This window comes from Streptomyces sp. NPDC093544, assembly GCF_040683495.1.
Classification (GTDB): Bacteria; Actinomycetota; Actinomycetes; order Streptomycetales; family Streptomycetaceae; genus Streptomyces.
Genome location: NZ_JBFBEA010000004.1, coordinates 331,721 through 356,494, shown reverse-complemented (window position 1 = coordinate 356,494; position 24,774 = coordinate 331,721). Strand labels below are relative to the sequence as shown.

Annotated in this window: 18 protein-coding genes and 1 tRNA gene; 10 read left to right on the top strand and 9 right to left on the bottom strand. The window is 68.9% G+C overall.

Annotated elements, in window-relative coordinates; all coding sequences use genetic code 11:
* The first annotated feature begins 407 nt into the window (after nucleotides 1-407).
* The 4 genes from AB0N66_RS07840 to AB0N66_RS07825 all read left to right on the top strand — a co-directional run bounded on the left by AB0N66_RS07840 (nucleotide 408) and on the right by AB0N66_RS07825 (nucleotide 5,282).
* Complete coding sequence (locus AB0N66_RS07840) at nucleotides 408-2,348, top strand: serine/threonine-protein kinase (protein ID WP_365430093.1); 1,941 nt, start codon at nucleotides 408-410, stop codon at nucleotides 2,346-2,348.
* 358 nt (nucleotides 2,349-2,706) lie between these two features.
* Nucleotides 2,707-3,264, top strand: coding sequence for a TetR family transcriptional regulator (locus AB0N66_RS07835; protein WP_365430091.1), 558 nt, complete (start codon nucleotides 2,707-2,709; stop codon nucleotides 3,262-3,264).
* Nucleotides 3,261-4,154, top strand: coding sequence for an aldo/keto reductase (locus AB0N66_RS07830; protein WP_365430089.1), 894 nt, complete (start codon nucleotides 3,261-3,263; stop codon nucleotides 4,152-4,154). Before AB0N66_RS07835 ends, AB0N66_RS07830 begins: the two co-directional genes overlap by 4 nt.
* A gap of 108 nt (nucleotides 4,155-4,262) precedes the next feature.
* Entirely contained in the window at nucleotides 4,263-5,282 is a 1,020-nt protein-coding gene (locus AB0N66_RS07825; RefSeq protein WP_365430087.1) for an NADPH:quinone reductase, read from the top strand.
* Nucleotides 5,283-6,014: 732 nt separating this feature from the next.
* Here AB0N66_RS07825 and AB0N66_RS07820 read toward each other — a convergent pair.
* Together AB0N66_RS07820 and AB0N66_RS07815 are read right to left on the bottom strand one after the other, a co-directional pair.
* On the bottom strand, nucleotides 6,015-8,168 hold the full coding sequence (locus AB0N66_RS07820) for a protein kinase (protein WP_365430085.1): 2,154 nt from the start codon (nucleotides 8,166-8,168) through the stop codon (nucleotides 6,015-6,017).
* Nucleotides 8,169-8,743: 575 nt separating this feature from the next.
* Nucleotides 8,744-12,052: a BTAD domain-containing putative transcriptional regulator gene (locus tag AB0N66_RS07815; RefSeq protein WP_365430083.1), complete on the bottom strand. Its 3,309-nt coding sequence runs from the start codon at nucleotides 12,050-12,052 to the stop codon at nucleotides 8,744-8,746.
* 110 nt (nucleotides 12,053-12,162) lie between these two features.
* Here AB0N66_RS07815 and AB0N66_RS07810 point away from each other — a divergent pair, with 110 nt between their 5' ends.
* Together AB0N66_RS07810 and AB0N66_RS07805 are read left to right on the top strand one after the other, a co-directional pair.
* The gene (locus tag AB0N66_RS07810; protein ID WP_365430081.1) at nucleotides 12,163-12,492 is read left to right on the top strand and encodes a hypothetical protein; all 330 of its coding nucleotides are present in this window, start codon (nucleotides 12,163-12,165) and stop codon (nucleotides 12,490-12,492) included.
* 130 nt (nucleotides 12,493-12,622) lie between these two features.
* A complete protein-coding gene (locus AB0N66_RS07805; protein ID WP_365430079.1) occupies nucleotides 12,623-12,790 on the top strand; it encodes a hypothetical protein in 168 nt (55 codons plus the stop codon).
* 302 nt (nucleotides 12,791-13,092) lie between these two features.
* Here the strand turns inward: AB0N66_RS07805 and AB0N66_RS07800 are convergent, their stop codons facing one another.
* Both AB0N66_RS07800 and AB0N66_RS07795 read right to left on the bottom strand, forming a co-directional pair.
* Nucleotides 13,093-13,494, bottom strand: coding sequence for a hypothetical protein (locus AB0N66_RS07800; RefSeq protein WP_365430077.1), 402 nt, complete (start codon nucleotides 13,492-13,494; stop codon nucleotides 13,093-13,095).
* Between the two features lie 244 nt (nucleotides 13,495-13,738).
* On the bottom strand, nucleotides 13,739-14,599 hold the full coding sequence (locus tag AB0N66_RS07795; protein ID WP_365430075.1) for a tetratricopeptide repeat protein: 861 nt from the start codon (nucleotides 14,597-14,599) through the stop codon (nucleotides 13,739-13,741).
* Between the two features lie 484 nt (nucleotides 14,600-15,083).
* On the opposite strand from AB0N66_RS07795, the gene AB0N66_RS07790 reads away from it, so the two are divergent.
* Nucleotides 15,084-15,503, top strand: coding sequence for a hypothetical protein (locus AB0N66_RS07790; protein WP_365430073.1), 420 nt, complete (start codon nucleotides 15,084-15,086; stop codon nucleotides 15,501-15,503).
* Between the two features lie 435 nt (nucleotides 15,504-15,938).
* On the opposite strand, the gene AB0N66_RS07785 is transcribed toward AB0N66_RS07790, so the two are convergent.
* Nucleotides 15,939-16,895, bottom strand: coding sequence for an IS5 family transposase (locus AB0N66_RS07785; protein WP_365430071.1), 957 nt, complete (start codon nucleotides 16,893-16,895; stop codon nucleotides 15,939-15,941).
* Between the two features lie 108 nt (nucleotides 16,896-17,003).
* Nucleotides 17,004-17,453, bottom strand: a complete 450-nt coding sequence (locus tag AB0N66_RS07780; protein WP_365430069.1) for a hypothetical protein — start codon at nucleotides 17,451-17,453, stop codon at nucleotides 17,004-17,006.
* Between the two features lie 1,000 nt (nucleotides 17,454-18,453).
* Here AB0N66_RS07780 and AB0N66_RS07775 point away from each other — a divergent pair.
* Both AB0N66_RS07775 and AB0N66_RS07770 read left to right on the top strand, forming a co-directional pair.
* On the top strand, nucleotides 18,454-19,653 hold the full coding sequence (locus AB0N66_RS07775) for an AAA family ATPase (RefSeq protein ID WP_365430067.1): 1,200 nt from the start codon (nucleotides 18,454-18,456) through the stop codon (nucleotides 19,651-19,653).
* A 20-nt stretch (nucleotides 19,654-19,673) separates the two neighbouring features.
* Nucleotides 19,674-21,293: a VWA domain-containing protein gene (locus AB0N66_RS07770; protein ID WP_365430065.1), complete on the top strand. Its 1,620-nt coding sequence runs from the start codon at nucleotides 19,674-19,676 to the stop codon at nucleotides 21,291-21,293.
* A 260-nt stretch (nucleotides 21,294-21,553) separates the two neighbouring features.
* Here the strand turns inward: AB0N66_RS07770 and AB0N66_RS07765 are convergent, their stop codons facing one another.
* Entirely contained in the window at nucleotides 21,554-22,402 is an 849-nt protein-coding gene (locus AB0N66_RS07765) for a LysR family transcriptional regulator (RefSeq protein WP_365430063.1), read from the bottom strand.
* A gap of 31 nt (nucleotides 22,403-22,433) precedes the next feature.
* Here AB0N66_RS07765 and AB0N66_RS07760 point away from each other — a divergent pair, with 31 nt between their 5' ends.
* A complete protein-coding gene (locus AB0N66_RS07760; protein ID WP_365430061.1) occupies nucleotides 22,434-22,874 on the top strand; it encodes a zinc-binding dehydrogenase in 441 nt (146 codons plus the stop codon).
* Between the two features lie 466 nt (nucleotides 22,875-23,340).
* On the opposite strand, the gene AB0N66_RS07755 is transcribed toward AB0N66_RS07760, so the two are convergent.
* Entirely contained in the window at nucleotides 23,341-24,174 is an 834-nt protein-coding gene (locus AB0N66_RS07755; RefSeq protein WP_365430059.1) for a PIG-L family deacetylase, read from the bottom strand.
* A gap of 343 nt (nucleotides 24,175-24,517) precedes the next feature.
* Nucleotides 24,518-24,591: transfer RNA gene (locus AB0N66_RS07750), tRNA-Gly, on the bottom strand.
* Nucleotides 24,592-24,774 lie beyond the last annotated feature (183 nt).

Below are 24,774 nucleotides of genomic sequence, written 5' to 3'. Positions count from 1 at the left end.
GGTTCCTTCCGGGGGCGGGAGTAGCAGGGAGCCGGCGGCGTTTCGTTTCCGCCGTTTCCCGCTCTGTGATCACTATGAGGAGGCCCAGGTCCCACAGGTCACGCCTGTCCTCGCTTCAGAACAGCACGGTCACACAGCCGTGACACAGCAACACGCGGCAGTACACAGCAACACATGCACTGTGGACGCCGGTTGGCATCGTTGGCGGCACCGTCAGCGGCGGCGTCGGTGGGGATCGGCGTGGGCTGTTCGGCGCGCTCCTCCTCATCCCGGCCCGGCGCGCTGTGGGGGTTCTGGGCGGGTCCGCGCGAAGTCCGGTGAAGCAGATCACTGCCAAGTCCGTGCTGAGTACACTCCGTCACCTGGCAGGACGGTCGGCTGTGGCGCGAGGGGCATGGGGTGGAGCGGTGCTGGTGACGCCGGAGGCCGGGGACAGGATCGCTGACCGGTATCTCTTGCAGGAGCCCATCGGCAGAGGCGGGATGGGCGTCGTCTGGCTGGCCTGGGACGAACGGCTGGAACGGCCGGTCGCGGTCAAGTGCGGGCGTCTGGACGACGATCGGGCCACGCGACGGCTCATGGGCGAGGCGCGCAATGCCGGGCGGCTGCACCACCCGAACATCGTGGGCGTCTTCGACCTCATCGACGAGGGCGCCACCTGCTGGATCATCATGGAGTACGTCCCCTCGCGCAGCCTCGCGCAGATCGTGACGGAGAGCGGCCCGCTCACGCACGAGGAGGCCGGGTCGATCGGCTGCCAGATCGCGGCCGCGTTGGTGAAGTCCCACCAGGCGGGCGTGGTGCACGGCGATGTGACGCCGGAGAACATCCTCGTCACCGACGAAGGCATCGCGAGACTGACCGACTTCGGGATCTCGCGGGCCCTGTGGAACGACGTCACCCACAGCGCGCCGGGCAGTGTGCGCGGCAAACCCCGCTATCTGGCACCGGAGTTGGCCAAGGGGCAGCCCGTGGGCGAGAAGTCCGACGTGTTCTCCCTGGGCGCCTCGCTGTTCGCGGCGGTCGAGGGCCGGTCGCCGTACGGGGAGGCCGAACACCTCATGGCGTATCTGGCCCGGGCCGTCGAGGGACATATCGAGCCCATGCACCGGCCCGGCCCGCTGGACGGGCCGCTCACCGATCTGCTGGAGGTGGAGCCCGGGCGCCGGCCCGACGCCGCCAGGGCGCAACGGCTGCTGATGCGCGCGGCACCCCCGCCCTCGTACATCCAGGAGCAGTTGCACGACAGCCGTACGGGGGACCGCACGCTACGGCTGCCGCGACTCCTTCGCCGCGCTGGGGACTTCACGCCCTTCATGCTTCAACCGCCACAGCCCGTACGCCGCCGACGACGCCGCCCTTTGGCGATCACGGCGGTGGCGCTGGCCGCGGCGGGCGCGATCACGGCGGGCCTCGTCCTCTTCGGCCCGTGGGCCTCGAAGGACGAGGCCGACAACAGTGGCCGTACCAGCGCGGCCGACGCGAAACCGTCGGCCACGGCGCAGGCCGGCGCCCTCGGCGACGAGCGCACGGCGGACCCCTGCGGGCTGCTCGACGCAGCCTCGCTGAGCCGCTTCGGCGACACCGCACTGGACCCCGACTACGGGGAGATCGACCGGTGCGACGTCCTGGTGCGCAACAACAGCGGTGACGACAACGCGGACGTTCAGGTCAACCTCGATTCGGACCGGGACGATTTCGACGACATCCTGTCCACCCGCCTGGTCGGCAGCCTCACCGTCGTGACGCTCAAGCGCGACGGGACGGACTGCGCACGGGCCGTCCTGACCGCCGACGGCAAGCAGATCCGCGTCATCGGGAAGCAGTTCGACACCCCGTCGCCCGACCCGTGCGAGATGGCCGACGCCGCCACCGACCACGTGGTCGGCGTACTGGCCGAGGGCCCGGTCCCCCGCCGTTCGTCGTCGCCGGCCGCGGACTCCCTGGCCCGGCTCGACACCTGCACGCTGCTCGACGCCACCGAGCTCAAGCGGGTTCCCGGCGTCGAGGCGGACAACAGGGACCGCGGCTTCGGTTCCTGGGACTGCGACTGGTCGAGCGACGACGGCGACCGCGCGGTGGAGATCCAGTTCAGCCGCGACAACTCGCTGGACGCCGACGACGGAACGCCGGTGAACGTCGCCGGCACGAAGAGCTACTTCATCGCGGACGAGGCAGAGGACGACAGCTGCACCGTACGGACCCCGCACCGCACCTACACGGACTCGGTGGGCGACCGCACCACCGAACTCTTCCAGCTCACCGTGTACGCCCCGGAGCCCTCCAAGCAACTGTGCGACACCGCAACGGAGTTCGCAGCCGTCGTCGTACGGAACATCGCGAAGTGACTGCCTCAGATGTGAGGGCATGGCGACGGCCGGGGGAGCGGGTAATGCCCGCTCCGGGCGGGGCTCCGGGCGCGGTGCGCCTCGGCCGGGTCGTCGGTGACGACCGCCGCCACCCGGGCGCCGGTCCTGCCGCCACCCACGGGAGCCTCGCCCGGGGGCGCGTCCGCTCCGATGCCCGGTGTCCTTTTCGCGAGCGCACCCTGCCTGCGCTCGCACTCTGAACCCGTCGCGAACGGGCTCGGTCGTCACGGTCGGGCCCTGTTCGCGGTGAGGTGACGTACCCCTCCCTAAAGAGAACCACCATTCTGCTAGTGTCTCGCGCACAAGCAGAACCGGCATTCCTTTTGAGGGGGGTGTGATGCCACGGCTCACCGACGCGCGCAAGGAACTGAGGCGCGCCCAGATCGCGGAGGCCGCCGTCCGCTGCTTCGGCCGCAACGGCCTGGAGCGGACCTCGATCGCCGACATCATCGCCGAGTCCGGACTCTCGGCCGGTTCCATCTACGCCCACTACCGCAACAAGGCCGACCTGGTCCAGGCAGCCGCCCGCGAGGTGCTCGCCGAACGCGCCAAGACCCTCGGCGAGCACGCCGCGAGCGACACCCCGCCCGACCCCGACGAACTGCTGGCCCGCCTGATCGCGGCGATCGACCCCGCCGAGGCCCGGGTAGGCGTGCAGACCTGGGGCGAGGCGACCACCAATGCGGCAGTCCGCGACATCGTCGTCGACATGACCGACCGGATGCGCGCGATGCTGCACGACTGCGTCACCGCCTGGCTCGTCAAGGTCGAACAGCACGAGCCCGCCGAGGCCCGGGAGAGGGCCACCCCGATCGCCCACCGGGTGATGGCGCTCTACCAGGCCGAACTGCTGTACACCGCCCTGCCATCACCAACCGAGGAGACAGCGTCATGACCACCCCGACCGCCTCGTTCTCCGGCCGCACCGTCCTACGCGTCGGCTACGGCGCGTTGCAGCTCGAGCGCCTGCACGACCGCCGAGGCGAGGCCGTCGCACTGCTGCGCCGCGCGGTGGAGCTGGGCGTCGACCATGTGGACACCGCCGAGTTCTACGGCTTCGGTTTCGCCAACGACGTGATCCGCGAGGCGCTGCGCCCCGCGGACGGCGTCCTGGTGGTCACGAAGGTCGGTGCCGACCCCAACCCGGGCGGGCGCGTGTCGTTGCGTCTGGCGCAGCGGCCCGAGCAACTGCGCGTCAGTGTCGAGGACAACCTGCGCAGTCTCGGCCTCGACCAGCTCCCCGTGGTCAACCTCCGGCGCCTCGACTCCGGCCCCGGTCTGCGTCCCGAGGGCGACCAGGTCGTCGACCTCGACGACCAGCTCGCGGTGATGACCGCCCTGCGCGACGAAGGCAAGATCGGTGCGATCGGTCTGAGCAGCGTCACCCTGGACGGCCTTCGCCGTGCGCTGCCGGCGGGCATCGTCTGTGTGCAGAACGCCTACAGTCTTGTCTCCCGCGACGACGAGGACATGCTGCGGCTGTGCACGGCCCAGGGCATCGCCTGGGTGCCGTTCTTCCCGCTCGGCGGAGCCTTCCCCGGCCTGCCCAAGGTGACCGACGAGCCGGCGGTGCACGCGGTGGCCGAGTCCCTGGGCGTCACGGTCTCCCAGGTCGGCCTCGCCTGGCTGCTGCACCACGCCCCGAACGTGCTGCTCATCCCCGGCACCGCCGACGCCGCGCACCTGGAGGACAACATGGCCGCCGCCGAGATCACCCTCGACGCGGTGACCCTCGCCGCCCTCGACGCCGTCGAATCCCGCTCCAACGAGGTCCCCATCGGCTGACCGGAGCCGACGCGACCGAGTCACGACCACACCCCGGACACCCGGAAGGAATCCCGGCCGCGCCGGGAACCCCTTCTTCACCGGGCACTGAGTTTCCAAGGACTGATCATGAAGGCCATCACCTACCGCGACAACGGCGGCCCCGACGTTCTCCAGCTCGTCGACCGTGACCTGCCCACGCCCGGCCCCGGCGAGGTTCGCGTCCGGGTCGCCGTGTCCGGGGTCAACCCGACCGACTGGCAGGCCCGCTCCGGCGCCGGCCACCCCAAGCACTTCTCCGAAGTCACCCCGCACCACGACGGCGCCGGCACGATCGACGCCGTCGGTGAAGGGATCGACCAGAGCCGGGTCGGTCAGCGGGTCTGGCTGTTCATGGCCGCCGCCGGTCGGCCCACCGGTACCGCCGCCGAGTTCACCGTCGTGCCCTCCGAACAGGCGGTGCCGCTGCCTGACGAGGCCGGGTTCGACGTAGGCGCCGCACTCGGCGTCCCCGCGCTCACCGCGCACCGCGCGCTCACCGTCGCCGAGGACGGGCCGCGCCGGCTGCGGCCCGGAGCGCTCGACGGCAAAGTGGTGCTCGCCGCGGGCGGGGCAGGGGCGGTCGGGCACGCGGTGATCCAGCTCGCCCGATGGGCCGGCGCCACCGTGATCAGCACGGTCAGCGGCCCGGAGAAGGCCCGGCTGGCGAGCGCCGCCGGCGCCCACCATGTGATCAACTATCGCGAGGGCGACCCGGCCGCCGAGATACGCAAGACCGCCCCGGACGGCGTCGACATCATCGCCGAGGTGGCGCTGGGCGCGAACCTCGCACTCGACCTGGCCGTGCTGCGGACCCGCGGCACGATCTCGACCTACGCCAACGACGGTGGCCGGCGGGTCGAACTGGACGTACTGCGGAACATGGTGCTCAACACACGCTTCCAGTTCCTGGTGCTCTACACCGCCGGACCGGACGTGCTGGCCGCCGCCGCCGAGGATGTCGCCGCCGCGATCCGCGACGGCGCCCTGCCGGTCGGTCAGGAGCACGGCCTGCCGCTGGTCCGCTTCCCCCTCGACCGCACCGCCGACGCACACCGCGCGGTGGAGAGCGGCACCGTCGGCAAGGTCCTGGTGGACATCCCGTCGTGACACATCGCCGGTCGTCGGTCGTCGGTCATCGGTCGTCGCGCGAAGAGCGCCGTAGCCGCCGTAGCCGCCGTAGCCGCCGTGGACATGGACGCCACGGCCCGGAGGGCTCGGGGCGCTTGCGGCCGGACCAAGCCGATGAGCCTTCCGGTATCGAACTCGCACCCAGCTTGGGAGGCGATGTCGCTTGCGTAGCCGGAAGCGGGTGCACGTCGAGGTTGGGGCGTTGAGCGACGGGTGCTGCCGCTCACCAGGTGAGGCGTCAGGCCACCCAGCCGATGAGCAGCCCGCTCAACAGGGCGGCGGCCCCGGCGAACCACAGCGGCCGGTCGTGCTCGGACCTATCTCAACAGCCGGCGCGGGGTAGCTCTCGTAGGTCGGAAGGGTGGCGGGACGGAGAGTGATCCCGTCCCGTCACCCTGTCAGTGTTCGACCGGCTTACTTACAGCCGTTCTCCTTGCCCCAGTAGGTGCAGGGAACGAAGCCCGGATCCAGCCAGGGCAGGCGCAGTTCGAGGCAGCGCCGCCCTCGACTACCGGCTGCCCCTGGCAGATGCCTTTTCCGAGTCACGGGTGACATCACGACGATTGCCTCGGTTGCCCTGCGGGACGTGCGCCGGTAGGCCTGAGCAAAGGAGTGTGCCCCGCGGAGGCGTTGCTGCGGTTGCGTGCCGACAGTGCCGACAGGGGTGATCGTGCTGGGGGTGCCAGTGGCGGCGTCAGACCTGTCGGCCGGTCAGGTGGGCCCGTCCGGACTCAGGGAGAAGGCCGTGTCGCCGGCCATCGCCACGATCGCGTCCTTGACGAGCAGTACTTGCGGCGGGGTGTTCTGCGCCTTGTCCCCGGGGTCGTCCAGTGCGGAGGTGCGCCATATCTCCGCTCCGGTGCGGCTGTCCAGTGCCAGCAGGCGGCCGAAGCGGTTGGAGAAATAGACGCGCTTGTACGTCGCTGACACCGCGGGCGCGGACAGACTCTCCACGTCCGTCGCCTTCTGCCAGAGTTGCTTGCCGCTGTCCGCCGACACCGCGGTGACCGACCCGTTGGACCGGACGAAGTAGACGACGCCGTCCACAAGGGTGGCCGTGCCGGTCAGCGGATGTGCCAGCGGAATCCGTCTGACCTGCCCGGTTTCCGGGACCACTCGCAGCAGCGCGTTGTACGGCCGTTCGTACCCGGCCTCGTACACGTCCTTCGCGGTCTGGGGGGCGAGGAACACGGGTTGCCCGCCGACGGCACCGAGCGCTTCCGCCTTCTGGGGCAGTGCGGCGGTTTCAGTCAGGCTGTCGGCTTCGAGCTTCATCAGCTCGACCGGGGCCTGGCCGGGCTCGGTGCCGGCCTCGCACAGGGCGTAAGGGACGCCTGCCAGCACCGACGGAGTGCAGTACTCGTCCAGCGAGGGCGCCCGCCACAGTTCCTTCCCGGCAGGCCCGTAGGCGACGAACGACGAGTGGTCGGGGGAAAGGGTCAGCAGTCCGCCGTCGTACAGGACCGCGTCCTCGGACTTGCTGATGTCGCGTTGCCACCGCTGGTGCCCGGTACCGGCGTCGAGGGCCACCACGCGCCTGGTCGTGTCGTCCGGATCCTCGTACGCGTAGACCACCCCGTCGCGGACGCCGATCGGTTGCGTCCCCTGAGGGCGGGTACCGGTCCGCCACACGGCGCGGCCGGAGGCCGGGTCGATCCTGGCGACCGTGACGCCCGTACCGCTACAGAACAGGGCGTTTCCCTCCGCCACGCATCCGGGGGTCTGGTAGTCGAGAGGGATACCCGTCACGTCGTACCGCAAGGCCGTGCGCCACGGCTGCCAGCCGTCGGGCAGCGACGCGGCACGGGTCGTGCTCGTGGCGGTGGAGGTGGCGTCGGAGGCGGCGGTCGTGTCCCGGCCTGACAGGAAGACGCCCACTCCGACACTCAGCCCCGTGACGGCCAGCGCCGTGCCGATGCCGGCGAGCACCATCCGGGCTCGGCGCCCCTTGCCGGTGCCGGTCGCGACGCCCGCAAAGGTGCTGCTCGCACCCTGAGGAGTGGGGCGGGGTCGGGGCTTCGCGGACTTCCTGGCCTTCCGGGGCGCAGTGGAGTCGGAATCCGGCAGCGCCTGGAGCATGCGATGCAGATCCGCCAGTTCCGGCCGTGCGGCCGCGTCCTTGTCGAGGCAGCGCTCCACAATGCGCAGCAGAGCTTTGGGCACGCCGTCGAGGTCCGGGGCCTCGTACATGACCTGATAACCGGTCAGGTATGGGCTGTCGCCGTCGAACGGTCCTGTGCCGACGGCCGCGAACACCATCAGTGACCCCAGCGAGAACACGTCCGAGGCCGGGGTGACGTCCCGGGGAGAGGAGAGCTGTTCCGGCGACATGAAGGGCGGAGTGCCGATCATCCGCCCGGTCACGGTGAGTCTCTGGTTGTCGGCAGCGCGCGATATGCCGAAGTCGATGACGCGCGGCCCGTCCTCGGTCATCAGGACGTTGGCCGGTTTGAGGTCCCGGTGCACCAGGCCCGCCCGGTGGATGTCGCGTAGCGCCTCGGTGAGCCCCAGCCCCAGCGCGCGCAGGTCCCGCGGGCTCAGCGGGCCGTCCTTCTTCACGACTTCGGCAAGATTGAGCGCCGGCACGTAGAGCGTCGCCATCCACGGGCGGTCGGCGTCGGGGTCGGCGTCCACGACAGGCGCGGTGAAGGCGCCGCTCACTCTGCGCGCTGCCACGATCTCTTGCCGGAAGCGCGCGCGGAACTCCTCCTCCTGGGCGTACGGCGCGTGCACGAGCTTGACCGCGACCTGCCGTCCCGAGGCGGAGACTCCCAGATAGACGACTCCCATGCCGCCCGCCCCGAGCCGATCGAGAAGGGTGTACCCACCTATGGACTTCGGGTCCCCGGTGCTCAGGGGCGTCATCGCCGATCATCCTTCCCAGCGCCTGCCTGCCTCACGGGGATCAGAGTAGGGCCTGCCATCCCGGAAGCGGAGCCGCGCCTATCACGGATCGGTGTCCCTGTGCCCCTGTGCCGTGCGACGTCGCGCAGATGTCTTGCAAGTGCGGCGCCGCGAGGCCCGTCTCGCGCCCCTGTTGACCGTGGTTGTCCGCGCTTACGGGCACGGATTGGGCACGGCTTCGGCCCAGGCTGTTCGGCAGCTCTGCCTCGCCCTTGGCGAGATGCACTGGGCGCAAGCCCGGCAAGGCGTGTGCGGCCGCCGTTGCATGCGTATCCAGGTGGCGCGGTCTCCGGAAACCCCACGCTCGCTCACCGTCTCAGGGCGCCAACGAGAGGGGTACGAGCAGGGGTCGTGCCGACCAGGCGGCAGCGATGCGGAACGTCGCCGCGATGATGGGAGCTCTGGCCGGCTCACAGACGCATCGGCTCCTGGTCGCGCAGTTCCAGGTCAGCCTTGCCTTCGAGGATGTGGATGAAGTCCTCCCTGGTGTGCTCGCACCAGCAGCGCTCGGACTGACGGGCCCAGCCGAGGAGACGTCACCGGTCGAGATCCTCGTACTCCGTCTCGGGCACGCCGATGTCCGAGTAGATGGCCCACGCCTGTCGCATCATCAGTTCGGCGGCGGCGGCGGCGACGACGTCGGTCTTCCGGTGGGCGCGGGCGAGTGCCATGAGGGTGCGGGCCTCGCCGAGTCGATGGCCGGTCTCGCGGTGTACGGCGAGGGCCTCCTGGCCGAGCTCGACGGCTGTGCCGTGTGCTTCTTCGGCCTCCGCCGTCTCGCACAGGGCTGTCAGGGCCTGGCCCTCCACCACGCGGAAGGAGTGGGCGCGGGCCAGGGCCAGCGCCTGTTCGGCGTGGGCGCGGGCCTCGTCGTACCGGCCCGCTTCCTTGTAGGTGAGGGAGAGGCACAGAAGGCTGTCCGCCTCGGCCCGTCTGAATCGCGCCTCGCGGGCCAGGGCGAGAGCCTGTTCGCCGGACTGAAGAGCCCGGTCCAGCTGGCCCAGTCGTCGGCGGGCGGCGGCGATCGTGTTGAGGATGCTGGACTGAACCCAGTGTCGTTTTGTGTCCTGGACCAGGGCGAAGGCTCGCTCGGCCTGCTTCAGTCCTTCGCCGTGGCGGCCGAGTTCGACATTGATCTTCGCGATGGCGTTGAACATCATCGCGTGGCCGTTGCGGTAACCGGCCCTCTTGTCGGAGGCCACCTCCGGGCCGAGGAGGTCGAGTCCGTCGGTGAGACGGCCGAGTTCCCAGTACACCCCGCCCAGGATCTGCAGGGCCGAGTAGGCGTCCCACCAGCTGACCTCTGCCGCGAGGCCGACGGCGCGTTCGAGGTGGTGCGCGGCCTCGTGCAGCCGGCCCAGATCCCGGCAGGCCATCCCGAGGCCGATCATCCCGAATCCTTCGAAGTAGCGATTCCCGGTCTCGCGGAAGATGCGCAGGCCGACGGTGAAATCGTCGTGCGCACTGTCGAGGCGCGCCATGCTCCAATACGCCATGCCTCTGAGGCCGAGACCCGACGCCTCGCCCGTCGCCCAACCGAGCTCCCGGCTGATGTCCAGTGCGCGTGTGGCGTGTTCCATCGTGTGTCGGACATGCCCCCGGTCCCACCGTGCCGCGGCGAGGCTGGAGTGCATCGCTGCCTGGCCGAACAGATCACTCTCGGCCTCGGCCGCGTCCAGCGCTGTCTGCGCGGTGGTCTGCCAGGTCTTCCGTGGCAGATGGATCCAGAAGTCGCTGAACAGTGCGGAGGTCAGGTGCCAGGCGACGGGACGGGGGCCGTGGTGGGCGGCATGGTTGATGACGGCGAGCAGATTCGCCCGTTCCGCATCCAGCCATGGTCCGGGCGCGGTGGCCGACGGCATGCCCGGATGCCTGCCGGGATGGAGGCTGCTGGGCAGCTCCGGAAAGAGTCCGGCCCCCGCCATGGTTCGGGTGGCGTTCAGGTACCAGATCAGGAGGCGTTCGAGGGCGGCTTCACGGTCCGAGGCTGTCTCCTCCACCAGCGCACACTCCTGTGCGTACTCGCGGAGGAGATCGTGGAACCGGTAACGCCCCACCGTCGCGGGTTCGATCAGGTGGGCCGAGGTCAGCGCACCGATCAGACGCCGGGCCTGCGGCAGGGGCGCGTCCAGGAGCGCCGCTGCGGCCTCGGTGGTGAACTCCGCTCCCGGGAAGAGGCCGAGCAGGCGGAACAGCCGGCGTGCGCCGGGTGCCAGGACCCGGTACGACACCGAAAAGGCCGTACGCAAAGGGGAGTTGGCGTTACCTTCCGGCTCCAGTGCCTCCAGCTTGTTGCCCTCGGTCATCTCGGCGACGAGGTCGGCCGTCCGCAGGGCCGGGTCGCCCGCGAGTCTGGCGGCGGCCACGCGCAGGGCCAGGGGGAGGCTGCCGCAGAGCCGGATCAGTTCGTCGACCGCGTGTTTGTCGTCGTCGACCCGGTCTGTGCCGAGGGTCCGGCTCAGCAGTGCGCGGGCCTCGTCCGGCTTGAGGAGGTCCAGGGCCAGGGCGTGGGCGCCGTCGTGGGCGACGAGGTCGCCGAGCCGGTTGCGGCTGGTGACGAGGACGCAGCAGGTCGGGCCGGACGGCAGCAGTGGACGTACCTGCTCGGCCGAGGCCGCGTTGTCCAGCAGGACGAGCATGCGCCGGTCGGTCAGCAGGGTCCGGAACACTCGGCCCTGGGCCTCGTGGTGCGGGGGAATCTCCGACGCCGCGAGCCCCAGGCTGCGCAGCAGCAGTTCAAGAGCCTCGCCGGGTTCGAGGGGCTGCCGGTCGTGGTCGAAGCCGTGCAGGTTGACGTAGAGCTGGCCGTCCGGGAAGCGGTCGCGGACCTGGTGTGCCCAGTGCACGGCCAGCGCGGTCTTGCCGATGCCGGCGGCGCCGCCGATAGCGGAGATGACCACGGTGTTCGCCGTCCCTTGTGCCCGCGCGGGCACAAGCAGCGAGTGGAGCCGGTCGAGTTCACCGGTACGGCCGGCGAAACCCCGGGTGTCGTGCGGGAGTTCGGCGGGCACGGCGATTGCACGCGGCGTGGAGAGCGCAGACGGGGGCGGACGCAGGAGGAACACGTCGTCCTGCTGCAGTACCGCTTCGTGCACCCGGCGCAGTTCCTCACCGGGATCGGTTCCGAGCTCGTCACGCAGCCGTTCGCGCAGGCCCTCGTAGGTCGTGAGCGCTTCCGCCTGACGTCCGCTGCCGTAGAGGGCCCGCATGCGCAAGGCCGTCAGCGACTCGTCGTAGCGGTCAGCCGACGAAGACGCCGACAGTCCGCTCAGGTCGTCGAGGGCATCTCCGAACCGGCCCAGCAGGACCAGGCACTTGAGCCGCTCCAGCCGAAACGTCCGTCTGCGTTCCTCCAGCCGCTGCCGCTCCTCCTGCGCGAATGGTCCCGGCAGCCCGGCCAGGGGCTCGCCCCGGAACAGCCCGATGGCTGCGGAGAGTTGGTCTGTGGCGGTGGCCAGGTCGCCCGACGCGACGGTACGCAGCGCCTCGTCGCCCCGTTCGTCCAGATCCGCCGTATCCAGCCTGACCTCCTCAACGGCGAAGCGGTACCAGCCCTTGCCGCTGCGGATCACCGACTCCGCAAACGGGGTGCCTTCCGGATCGAGCACCCTGCGCAGCGAGTTGATGTGTGTGGGCAGCACCTTGCGGCCACCTGCGGGAGGCTCCTCACCCCACACCGTGTCGAGCAGTCGCTCATGACTCACCACGGACCCTTGGCGCAGCAGCAGAGCGGCCAGCACGGCCTGCCGCTTGATCGGCCCCAGCTTCAGCGGCGCCCCGCCCCGCCATGCCCGTAACGGTCCGAGCACTTCGAACCGCAGCAGCTGAGGAGATCCCTCGTCCACGCCGAAGCCTCCGCTCCCCTAAGTCATCGGAATTTCATCAGAATTGCAGCACCCCCGGCCACATTGATGGACACGACATCGCACAACCCGCACAACCGAAGGGGGTCCTCGTGACCGAAGTGGAGTTGGTGGCCACCGCATTGGCCACGGGGGCGGCGGCCGGGCTCACCGACACCTCACGAGGACTCGTCCACGACCTCCACGCCGAACTGAGGGAGGCGGTCCGCCGACGGTTGTCCGGTGGCGGCGACGGCGTGCGGGGCGGATACGGCGTACGGGTTCTGTACGCATACGAGACGGACCCCGATGTGTGGCGGACCCGGCTGCTCCAGGTGCTGGCCTCCGGGCTGGAGATGGACGAGGAGATCCTCGGGGCGGCTCGTGCAGTGCTCCGCGCGGAAAGGAGGAAAGGGCACATCACCGCGGTCGTCGGTCAATGACGGAGTGGGCGACCTTTCTGGCCATGCTGTTGGGTGCGGGTGTCGCCATGGCGATCTCGCTACTGGTGGAAGCCCGCAGGGACCATCGTGAGCTGGGGCGGGAGGCCCGCAGGCACACATACGACGTCACGTGCGGGCGGCGCAGGACCCGACCGCAGTTGCGACTCCCGCGGTTCTCTACGCGGGCAAGGGAGCCGACGGACTCGTCTTCCTCGGCGAGAAGAGCGCGGCCTTCCGCCGCGGCACCTTCGGCCGGAAATGCGCAAGGCTCGTACCGAAGGCAGCGTTGATCCGCTAACACTCCGACGATGACCGACAGCACGAAGTTGCTGCCGGTCCCGACGCCACTGTCTGGATGGCACGCCAGGAAGCTGCGACCGTGCCAGATGACGACACCGATGATCCAGACGATCAACCCTCTGGCACGAATCTGGCACGAATCTGGCACGCGACGAGTGATCCACGGAGACAGCAAAAAGGCCCGGGCTGATGACCTGGGCCTTTGTCATGGCGCGGGTGACGAGAATCGAACTCGCACTCTCAGCTTGGGAAGCTGCGGGCATTTGAGTCCCGTTCGAGCGCTGACCTGAGCGAGCGGCCCTACCACTTCCGCCACTTGTCCGTGATCTGGTACCGGCCGAGTCCATGCCAGGCGGCCAATGCGACGATGTCGATGCCGTGATCGGTGAGCGACTGGTCGATGAAGTCGCACAGTTGCTCGCGCTCGTCGGTTTCGTAGGTGCTTTCGTTGTGGGCTGCGTTCACGGCGTTCAGGGCTGGGACGACGCGTTCCACGACGCCGAAGATCTGCGCGTCGTCTGCCTCACCCAGGCCGGCAAGCTCCCTCTCGAAGGTGCCGAGGACGGCATCCGTCGACGTGAGCAGCTCTTTGGGGAAGAGTCCCGCCATGCACGCGCACTCAGGGTCCAGGGTGCCGGCGGCAAGCTCTTCGGCTTCCTTGGCTATGCCCTCGCGCCAGTACGTTGTAGGTCTCTCGGCCATGGAGCGGACCGTACGGCGCCAGTCTGACAGGGGGACTGGGTACCGACGTGCCTTGCACGCCGGCGTCAGCACCAGGTACACGCTCTCCAACTATGGTGGGATGGCGGCTCTTGTAGGGGGCCGTTCACCTGCGTTCATAGGCGGCTGACTAGTTCTGGCGGAGCCGAATTGGGTCTCGCCTGAACGACCGTGAACGTAGCTGAATGAGACGGAAATTGAGACGGGCCGCGGCCTTGGTTGCCGATCACCCGCCGTGCTGGCGGGCCATGCTGATGAGCATTTCGGCTTCGGAAGGCCGGCCGGCCAGTTGACCAGCCGTGCGGATCTGCTCCTCGCTCATGCCCTGCTTCGCGAGCCGGATCGCCTCATGGATCCCGTCTCCATTGCCCTTGTCGAGTATCGCCAGGAACCACCGCACGGCCTGGACCGGGTCCGGCGCTGTTCCCAGGCCGTCGCGGTACGAGCACCCGGCGGCGAACATGGAGCCCGCGTGGCCCCGCTGGGCGGCATGCAGGTACCAGTTCAGGGCCTCGGCGTCCTTGTCGACGGCGGCGAGTAGGTCGCCGAGCACGGCGGCGGCCTCGGTCACGCCCCCGCTGACGGCTTGGCGCAGGAGACGCAGACACTGGTTGTGGTCTCGCACCTGGGTATCGCCCGTGATGTGCATGCCCGCCAGGTTGAAAGCGGCGTATGCGTCGCCGGCCTTGGCGGCCGCTGTGAAGAGGGCCTCGGCCTGGCGCACGTCCGTCTCAACTCCGCGGCCGGTGCGGTACATGACGCCCAGTGTGCGCTGGGCTGCCGGATGCCCGGCCCGTGCCGCGGCAGTTGCATAGGTCAACGCCGTAGGCAGAGCGGACTCGTGGAAGAAGTCGAGCATCACACCGGCCAGGAGGGCCTGTGCGTCAACGTCCCCTTCATCCGCCTGAGCCTTCAAAGGCGGGGCCGCCGTGAGCACCAGGTTCGCCGATTCCAGACTTCCGGCATTGGAACCAGTGATCCAGGCTGTGACAGCCGTCTTCCAATCTCCCTTGGCGGCAGCCTGCTGGCCTCGCTCGATGAAGTCGGTGGCGGAGCCACCACCTGAGGGGGCAGGGGTATCGCTCATGAGGAGACATCCTGCCGCACGACAGGTCGATGCCGCCGATTGGATCTGGTTGCCAGAGACCGCTGTTCGACAGGCAGGGGCTCACCGAGACCTCAGCTTGGGCTTCTTGGCGGCGGTTGCTGTGCTGACCTGCGGCGAAGTGACGCGGGGGCCTGCCTGACCGTCGGCCTTGGCCCTCGCCATTCCCAATGGTTTCCCGCACGTTCTGGCACGTACCTGGCATGGGCATGGCCGTCTGTCCGGACAACTTAACCTGCCGGTCTACTGATCACCGGTTCCGCTGACCAGCGGGCCTGACGAAGCCCACGGCACTGACCAGCTCAGATGCCGTGGGCTTCTGTCGTTGTCGGTCAGCGTCGGCTGACATCGGACGGCCCAGGTGCAGAACAATGTCATCGGTCATGGCGGCAAGCTACTGAACTTGATCGGGCGATGTCGGGTGATTGTCTGACAGATGAGGGATGGGTCCGGTAGATGTGTGTGCGTGAATGACTTCACGCCCGAGGACGGCGAGCCCGCCTTCTTCGTCGAGAAGACGAAGAACTGGTACGAGAGACACAAGCCGAAGATCCGCATCGTCGGCGCTGTGACTCTGGCCGTGGGCCTGACCGTGGTTGCCCATCTCGCCACGAGGCAGGACGGCGAGAGGTGCGACGCCGAGGACCTCGGGGATTCCGAACCGGTCTCCGGCCGTGAAGCCACGGACGAGCCTCGTCGGTCCTTCCTTGACCCTGACCGCGACCCCTTCCTGCGGAGGCTCCCCCTCGGTCAGCAGGCCAGCGAGGCGGCCAAGGCGAGGTACAAGGAACTGACGGGCAACGACCTCCCTCCCGGTTACACCTTGGTTCGCCGGTGGTTCTACCTGAGCCCAGGCGACGAGGACCCCGGCGAAGCCGCAGCCTGAGTGAAGGGCCCTTCGGCCTGTCACTCAGCCGAACGCCCTGACATCACCCAATCGCCCGTCTCTCGCCAAAGTGAACGGGCGCGTCCTTTCTCTTGCCGAGCCGCGCCCACGATGTGAAATGACACCGACGAAAAGAGATGCCCAAGTCCGCTTGCCTACACGAAAGTTGGACGTGAGGTGGCGTTTCACGTGAAGCCAGAGGGTCGGCCCAAGCCCTTACCTGTGCGGAATCAACGACTAGTTCAGGACGAGGACGCCGCTAGACACCTGGGTCGGCGGAGTCTCAATGGGCGAGTCCACCCCCGAGCGACCTTGAAAACCGTCGTGGCAGCGATGTCACCGTGGGTTCAAATCCCACACCCACCGCACGTGAACGCCCCCTGACCAGGTGAATCGCGGAGCGCGGGTGGCTCCTCCTGGAGGCGTCGGGGGCATTCAGTGCCGGCCGGAGGCCCGTGGCCGTGCCAGACGTCGGCTCATCCGCGTGACCATCGACCACCGGATCATTGCCTCACTGGTGGCGGGCAGGGTCTCGTAGTCCCGGGCCGGGCGGCGGGAGTTCATCAGCCACGGGAACGTGCGCTCTGCCACCCACCGCCTCGGCAGCACTACGAATCCCTGCATGTCGTCGGTGCGCTTGACGATCTCCAACGTCAGGGCGAGTTTGTCCCGGCACCAGCCGACGAGGGAGCCGGTGTAGCCGCCGTCGGCCCAGACGACGGTGATGTCGCGGTGCAGGCGGCGCAGCCGGGTCAGCAGGCCCGCCGCGGCGTCCCGGTTGCCGATGTTCGCGGCGGTGACTGCGACCACCAGGAGCAGACCGAGGCAGTCGGTCACGATGTGCCGCTTGCGGCCCGGCACCTTCTTCCCGCCGTCGTAGCCGCGTGAGGCGGCTGGCACCGTCGCGGCGGCCCGCACCGACTGCGCGTCGATGATCCCCGCCGTGGGCTCGGCCTCGCGGCCCTCGCGCTCACGGCCCTTCCCGCGCAGCCGGTCGTGGAACTCGGCGACCAGCCCGTGCTCGCGCCACCGGCGGGAAAAGGCGTAAACCCGGCCCCAGCCAGGGAAGTCCGCGGGCATCGCCCGCCACGAGATACCGCCCGCGACCAGGTAACGGACCGCGTCAATCAGCTGCCGATGACAGTAGCCCTCGGGCCGTCCGCCCCGCCCCTGAAGCCAGGCCGGCACTGGCAACAACGGCCGGGTGGCCGCCCACTCCGCGTCCGTCATGTCCGACGGATACCGGCGCACCCGATCCGGATGATCGGCCGCGTTGCCGTACACGTGCGCGAGGCAATCGCACGACACGGCAGGCGAGTTGAAATTAACGGGCTCGGGCGCGTACAACAACGACAACAGGGCCTCCGGGAACCGCTCGGAATGGGATCGCACCCCCGAGCTACCAGGAGGCCCTGCCTTCATGCGCGTACCGCCGGAAGACCACCCGACCAGGAACTCCGTTCGATCCACACGTTCCAAGGTCAGTTGAGATGCGGCTCCTCAGTCAGCACTAGGCCAAATCTGAACAACCCACACCTCAAGGGGATCCTCGTGCGGCCCTTCAGGAGGGAAGGGATCGAGAGCCAGCAAAGCCTCAACATGATCTCGCCCTCGGCAGAGCAAACGCAGGTGATAGCGCCCAGGCCGCAGCGGGATTTCGCCGTAACAGACGCCACCCAAGTCGACCACCGCGAGGTGATCTGCCATCGGAGAATGGAAAAACCGTTCATACTCCCAAGAGCCTGATGGCTGAGGAGCGGGCCCGTCCCACACCTCCAAACGCACCAAAGGGTAGAAATCGTTGTCGCTGGAGGTAAGGCTCAAGCCTTCCCCGGGGATCTGAACAATGTCGTCCTCCGTCGGCGCTTGTTCGAAGAGGATGGGGCCGATCTGGATGGTCCTGTAGTACACGCGCGGGCGGACATCAACAGCGTTGATCAGAGCGGGCACTTACTCTCCTCACCATCGAGCGAGCAGGGCCCGTCAGGCTAGCCCGACTTGAACTCACAGCCCCTCACCTCACCTCGCAACGATCGCAAACGGGCACTCGCCCCTGGCTTCATGCGCGTACCGCCGGAAGATCACCGTTCAGAACTCCGTTCGATCCACACGTTCCAAGATCGGTTGAGATACGGCTTCTCAGCCGGTGATGTCAGACATCAGTGGCCTGCTTGACGTTTTTCGCGATCAGGACTAGTGCCTGCGTAAGGGCACCCAACTCTCCCTACAGATAAGGGGGTTGCGCCGGGCCCGAACGACGTTTCACGTGAAACCAACTATCCGGTGGTCCTGTCCGCGCGGTCTGCGGCGGTGTTGTCGATCCGGCGAGCCATCCCGCGATAGATCACCCAGAGGCTGACCAAGACCAGGACTGCTCCGCAGATGGGCCACCCCACGGATCCGCCGTCACGGTAGTCCCTGATGCCGATCACAAGCAGGAAAGTGGACGGAATCAGCCCTGCCCAGTCGAGGACTCTGCTCAACCTTGAGAATCTCGAAGACTCCATCACAGCCTGATCATGGCAGGCAGTTGCGCCCCTTACCCACCTAACCCCAGTACTGCCGCCTTCACCCCACCCACCTCAACCCGCTATCCACCTCAGCTCCCATCCCGTCTGCCGTTGACCCACACACCGTGGAGCGGGCGTGGTTCAGGGCGTCAAGGTGGAGCGCGCCACTGTACGAACGACCTTGCCCTGGGCCGCGACTGCTCGGCTCTGCCTGGGTCGATGGCGGACGGGATGGGAGCACCCCGCGCACGCCACTACGCGGTCGGCACTCGCGAACGGCGCCGTTGTCCGCCTGAAGGGCACGCGATGCGCACGACGCCATGAGGCGGACGAGTCTCGGAGTGGCCGCCCGTACCCTCAGGTACCTTGCACCTCGTCGTAGCCTCGCAGGAAGGGCCGTCTCGTCAGCCCAACAGGGCGTCACAGGCTAGGAGTTGACTATGGGCGCGCTGGGCGTGCAGGACACGGCCATGAGGCTGCGGGCGATCAGCGACGAGTTGTCGGACCGCTTCTATGAGCGGGCTGACGTGGTGCGGACGCTGGTGGTGACGCTGCTGGCCGGACAGCACTCGCTGGTGCTCGGCCCGCCCGGAACGGCGAAGTCCGAGATGGCCCGCGAACTCACGGGCAGGTTCGAGGGGGCGTCCTACTGGGAGATCCTCCTGTCGAAGTTCACCGCGCCGACGAGGATGTTCGGCCCCATCGACGTCGCGGCGCTGGCCAAGGGCGAGTACCGCCAGGTGTACGAAGGTCGTGCCACGACCGCGCATGTCGCGTTCATCGACGAGATTTTCAAGTGCTCCACGGCAGCGCTGAACGAGACGTTGGGCTTTCTCAACGAGCGGATCTACCACCCCGAGAGCGGCGGCGAGCCGATCCGCTGCCCCCTGATCGGGGCCATCACGGCGAGCAACGAACTGCCCAGCGGGGACGACACGGCCGCGATCTACGACCGGCTGCTGGTGCGGATCGAGGTCGGGTACCTGGAAGACCCCTCCAATTTCGCCGCGCTGGTCCGCTCCGCCGTCAGCCGCCCGGCGGCACCGACACGGACCACGGTCGAGCTGGCCGCGTTGCAGCACGCCGTGACCGAGGCCGTCCCGGCCGTGGACGTACCCGACGTGATCGTGGAATCGGTGTGCACCCTGCGGGCCGCCCTGCGCCGCAAGGAACTCGTCGCCTCCGACCGCCGCTGGCGGCAGGCGGTGGGCCTGCTCCAGGCGTCCGCGTACCTCGACGGCCGCCCGGCGGTCGCCGAGACCGACCTGTCGGTGCTGACTCACGTGCTGTGGGACTCCCCCGCCGAACGCCCGACCGTCGAGCGCGAGGTGCTGCACCTGGTCAACCCCGATGCCAAGGAGGCACTCGACCTGGCCGACACCATTGATGAGCTGGAGGCCCAACTCGACGCCATGGCAGGGCAGTCCCGCGAAGCGCTGAGCGAGTGGGTCATCAAGAAGGCCCACAACCAGCTGGCCATGGCGGGGAAGCGGCTGGAGAAGCTCCGCGAGGAGGCGGCGGGCGCCGGCCGCTCCACCGCCGCCATCGACAGGGTCACCGGCCGCCAGCGCGCCGTCCGCACCCGCGTTCTCACCGAGGCCCTCGGCATGGACGCGAGCATGGTGCAGGCCCAGCTCTGAACACCTGGGGTATCAGGACCATGGGCAGGACACCGAGCACACTCGACGAGCTGGCAAGCCGGGCCGGGAGGTGGCTGGGCCTGTCCGCCACCGCATCCGAGCAGCACACCACGGCCGTGGTCGCGGACCGGTTCGACCGGTTCACCTGGCAGGACACCTACGGGCAGTCGGCCGGATTGCGGGACCTGGCCGAGGAGTTGAATCAGCGCTACGACCACACCACCGACGTCCTGACCGACGTGTTCCTGGCCGCCTACAAGGTCAGACCGCAGTTGCGTGAGCGCGAGGAGATGGACCCCTCGCGACTGGTCAATCACCAGGTCGTCACCTCACTGGTGGAGTCACCGGAGTTCGCCGAGCTGCACCGGGAGACGGCCGGCGACCCTTACGCCGCCGCCATGGCCGTGCTCGCCCAGGCCGCCGCGCTGCGCCGGATACTGGAGTGCTCCCGGGATGCCCAGGAACAGGTCGAGCAGGCGAAGCAGGCCCGGCAGGCCGTCGAAGGTGCGGCGAACGCCGTGGGCGAGGCGCTCCAGGAGGCCGCCGACGAGGCCGACGAGGACGGCACCGTGCCCTTTCCCGCCGACGATGCCGTACAACAGGCGATCGAGGCCGCCGGCGCCGCCGAGGCCACTGCGCGGCAGGCCGCACGGGCCGCCGCGCAGGCCCTCACGGCGACGGCCCCCGGCATCGGTGCCGCCGCGCGGAACGCGGTGGCGAAGGCCGCCGAGGCCACGCGGGAGGAGGGCGCGCTGATGCGGGCATGGGGAGTTGGTCCCGGCGAGCTGGAGCGGATGCCGTTCGACCAGCGGGCCCGGCTCGCCGAGCGGCTGCGCACCGGCCGACTCGCCGAGTGGGCCGAACTGATCGGCCGTTTCCGGCAGATGGCCGACGGCGAGCGCGCCCGCAAGGTCGAGAACGCCACCGGAGAACTGGTCGGCGTCACCCTGGGCAACGACCTCTCCCGCGTCATCCCCTCCGAACTGGCCAACCTCGGCCTGCCCGCACTGCGCGCGGTGTTCGCCGCGCGCTACGCCGCCGGGGAGCTGATGCTCTACGACAGCCAGGGAGAGCAGAGCACCGGCCAGGGCGCCATCATCGCGTGCGTCGACACCTCGCACTCCATGTACGAGGCAGGGCCCGGCGGAGTCACCCGGGAGGCGTGGGCCAAGGCGTGCGCCCTGGCGCTGCTGGACCAGGCTCGCAACGCGGGGCGTGAATTCGTCGGCATCCTGTTCTCCGCCGCGGACAAGCTCCAGGTCTTCCGTTTCCCGGCCGATCAGCCGGCCGATATCGCCCAGGTGCTCGACTTCGCGGAGACCTTCCTCGGCGGCGGCACCAGCTACCAGCGACCGCTGTCAGCGGCCGGTGAACTGCTGGAGGAGGAGTTCACCGACACCGCCCGCATGCGCGGCGACATCGTGATGCTCACCGACGACGACTGCGGCGTCACCGAGAAATGGATGCGCGGCTGGAACGAGGCCAAGCACCGCCTGGGCTTCCGCGTCTTCGGCGTGGCCATCGGCGCCCCGCGCGTCGCCGAAGCCGACTCGGTCCTGGACGCCCTGTGCGACAACCTGCGCTCCATCGAGGACTTCACCGACGTCCACGCAGCCGCCGACCTCTTCCGCGTGATCTGACCCGGGCCTCCTCCCCGGCGACGTGGTGGTACGTGGCTCCAGCCGGGCCTTGAGCGACAGAGACTGCTCCGCTGCTGACCGCGGGATTCGAACCTTCGACACCCGCTTTGAGGAGTTCAATCCGCGCACACCGTCGGCTCGGAGGCGTGGAGGGCCCTCTTGGCGGCTGGCGAGCGGCCGAGCTCTGGAAGCGAACGTTGCCCGGAAGGCCGCTGTTTCAGGTTCAAGGTTCTGGCCGCTTTTCCGCGCATGCACGCCGCTCAGCCGGCGGCGGGGGTGATTGCGGCCCTGACCATGGTCGGCCGGGATACCGACGGCGTCACGGTGCGGGCGAGATCAAGGATCTCTGCGATCCGGCGGTCGCGCGATTCTGCCGGCCAGGCGAGCAGGAGGTCGGTCGGCGGCAGGCCGGTGACCGGAACTCCCATGACAGCGGAGCCGAGGCGGTCGGTGACGCTGTGGCCGACGACAACGACGAGCCGTCCGAGTGCCACGCGGTCGATGAGTTCGTCCAGGCCGGTCGCAGGGCACTCGGGCAGGTAGGCGGGATCGCTGCGCAGGCGGGCGAGGGAGACGTCGCTTCGCGCGGCGAGGGGATGGTGGGCGGGCAGCAGGGCCACCGGGTACTCCTGGGCGATGTCGCTGCTCTCGAGGTCGCGGAGGTCCTCGGTCGCGCAGAGCAGGGCGACGTCGGCCTGCCCGGTTCGTACGGCTGTGGCCTGATCGTGGGTGAAGATCAGCTGCATCGTGTCGTGGCCGTGGTGTGCCTGGTAGCGGCGGTGGGTGTCGCGCAGCAACCCGGAGCCCATGCCCGGGGCGACGGCGATGCGCAAGGTGCCGCCGGCGGCATGGAGCGTCCGCTGGACAACGCGATCGATCGCTTGCAATGCCTTGCGGGCCTCGACCAGGAAGACCTTGCCTGCCGGCGTGAGTTCGACGTGCCGACTGGTCCGCTCGAACAGTTTGACACCCAGGCGTCGTTCCCTCTGAGCGATGGCACGGGACAGCGGCGGGGGCGCGATGCCGAGTCGTTCAGCGGCGCGGCTGAAGTGCAGCTCCTCGGCGAGGGCGATGAAGTATTCGAGCTGTCGAACCTCGACCCGATCCATACCTCCAGGGTAATGATCTGCGCCAAAGTCTGTGGCCGTTCAGATCGCGGTGGCTCGCGGGGTAACAGTGCTGGGTGCCGGCGCAGCTGATCACGCCGAGTTCCTGCGGCGCCTCGGCGCGACGCCGGTCGGCGGCGACGAACAGGTCACCGAGCGGGTCCGCACCATCGTCCCCGGCGGGGTCGACGCAATGTTCGACACTGTCGGCCGAGGCATGCTCACGCGCGCCGCCGCGGCCGGACACGACGCCACACGCCATGCGTCGACCGTCGACATCACTGATCCGAGCACCCGCCCGGTGTTCGCGCGCCTGGTACCCGGGGACCTGCACGCGGTAACCGAACTCGCCACACACGGCCGTCTCCTCCCACACGTCGGAGCGGTCCTCCCCCTGTCCGAGGCAGCCGATGCGCACCGCCTCGCCGTGACACGGCACGGCAAGGGACGTGTCGTTCTGCGGATCGGTGCTTGACGGAGCACGGTGTTCGTTCGGGCTGGGCGGCAAGGCCCCCGGCGTCGACGGCAGTGCGACGTCGGGGACGGATTGGCCTCAACTCGCCGATGATCACTGCCCGTACGCACCATCAGCAAGATCTGCCGGTTCACGCAACCCGGTCAGAGCCTGGACCAGCCAACAAACAACCCCCAGGCCGCTGACCCGGGGGCAGATGTTCGCGACGCCGGACAGGCTGAACGCATGGTACGTGGAGTCCGCCATCGTCGATGCGGCCTCGCGGTTGCCAGGTGGGAGACCTGCGGGGACGAGCGTGGTGTCGGGTCGGCAGCGCGGGCACGCGTCGGCGCCGCCGACGAGGGCCTGGTCGCGGGCTGTCGGAGCGCTACTCGCGTGGAGGAGCCTTCGGGTGTGTGATGCGCTCGATCGCGCTGTGCGGCCGATGAGCTTTCCCGAGCCCGAGCCCGAGCCCCGGTCGGGCGGATCAGCGCAGTCCGGCGAAGAGATCGTTTTCGGATACGGCCGCGCCGGTGGCGTCCTTGACACGTACGAAGGTTTCCACGCCCATCAATTCGCCGAACCTCTCCTTGCCCATCTTGAGGAAGAAGATGTTCTCGCCCTGACTGGCGTGCGCGGCCAGCGCGTCGAACTTCTGACCGCTGAACGCGGTGGTGTCCACCCACGTGGTGATCTCAGTATCGGGGAGGCCGATCTCGGCCATCGCGGCGGCCTCGGCAGGATCCGGCTCCGGCATGTCCGGATGAAACTCGCGCATGACCTCGCCGAACCGCTGCATCATCGAGCGGGGCATCGTGGTCCAGTACACCTTCGGTGTCAGCGCGGTCATCTCCAGCGCCGCCATCGTGATGCGGTGGGCCTGGATGTGGTCGGGGTGGCCGTAGAAGCCGTTCTCGTCGTAGGTGACGACCACATCCGGTCGGTAGTGCCGCATGAGGTCCGCGAGTCGGACGGCGCCTTCCTGCACGGGGGTCTGCCAGAAGGATCCGGGGGCGTCGTTGCTGGGCCAGCCCGCCATCCCGGAGTCGGCGTAGTCCAGCATCTCCAGATCGCTGACCTTCAGGACGTCACAGCTCGCCCCGAGTTCTTGACGGCGCATCAAGGCGACCGCCGCCGGATCGTGCCCGGGATCGCCCGGTTTGACACCCCCCGGTCCGTCACCGCAACCGCCGTCGGTACACGTCACGAGAACCGTGCGGATGCCTTCCGCCGCGTACCGCGCGAGGACCCCTCCGGTTCCGGTGGCCTCGTCGTCGGGGTGGGCGTGCACTGCCATGAGCGTCAAGGGCCGGTCAGTCATAAGAACAGTCCTCCTGCAGAAATACGTATCGGTCCGAATGCGCGGCGGGCGTACCGCGATCCCGGGGCCCGGACCCTGGCGGGCGGACGACCTTGTGGTCTCCGTGTCCCCCGCCCGTGCGGCGCCAGTGCCTCGGTCGATGCAACAGCGCCGACCGGACCGGCTGTTCCCGGCGCCGGACTGGATGATGGAGAGTTCCTGTTCGTTGAAGCGGACGCGGTGGGCGGGGCGCTGCTTCTTGTCGCGCGGGCGGGACTTCCCTTAGGGCACGCAGGGAGCACGCCGCTCTCAAATTGGTCAGACAACAAACAAACCCCAGGCCGCCGGCCTGGGGCTTCAATACTGGAGCGGGTGACGAGAATCGAACTCGCACTCTCAGCTTGGGAAGCTGATGTTCTACCACTAAACTACACCCGCTTAAGACGCCGGTTCGGGCCGGTGTCGAATGCCCGCTCACTCTACCTCATGCCTGGCCCCCGGCACCGAAGCCGTGGGGCCAGGGTGCGTTTCGGGGGAGGTGATGCGGCTGCGGGGGGCCGGAGTTGGGGCGTACGGTGGGGGCGCGGAAGAGGGTCTGTGTGTGACCGGAGTGCCGCCTGG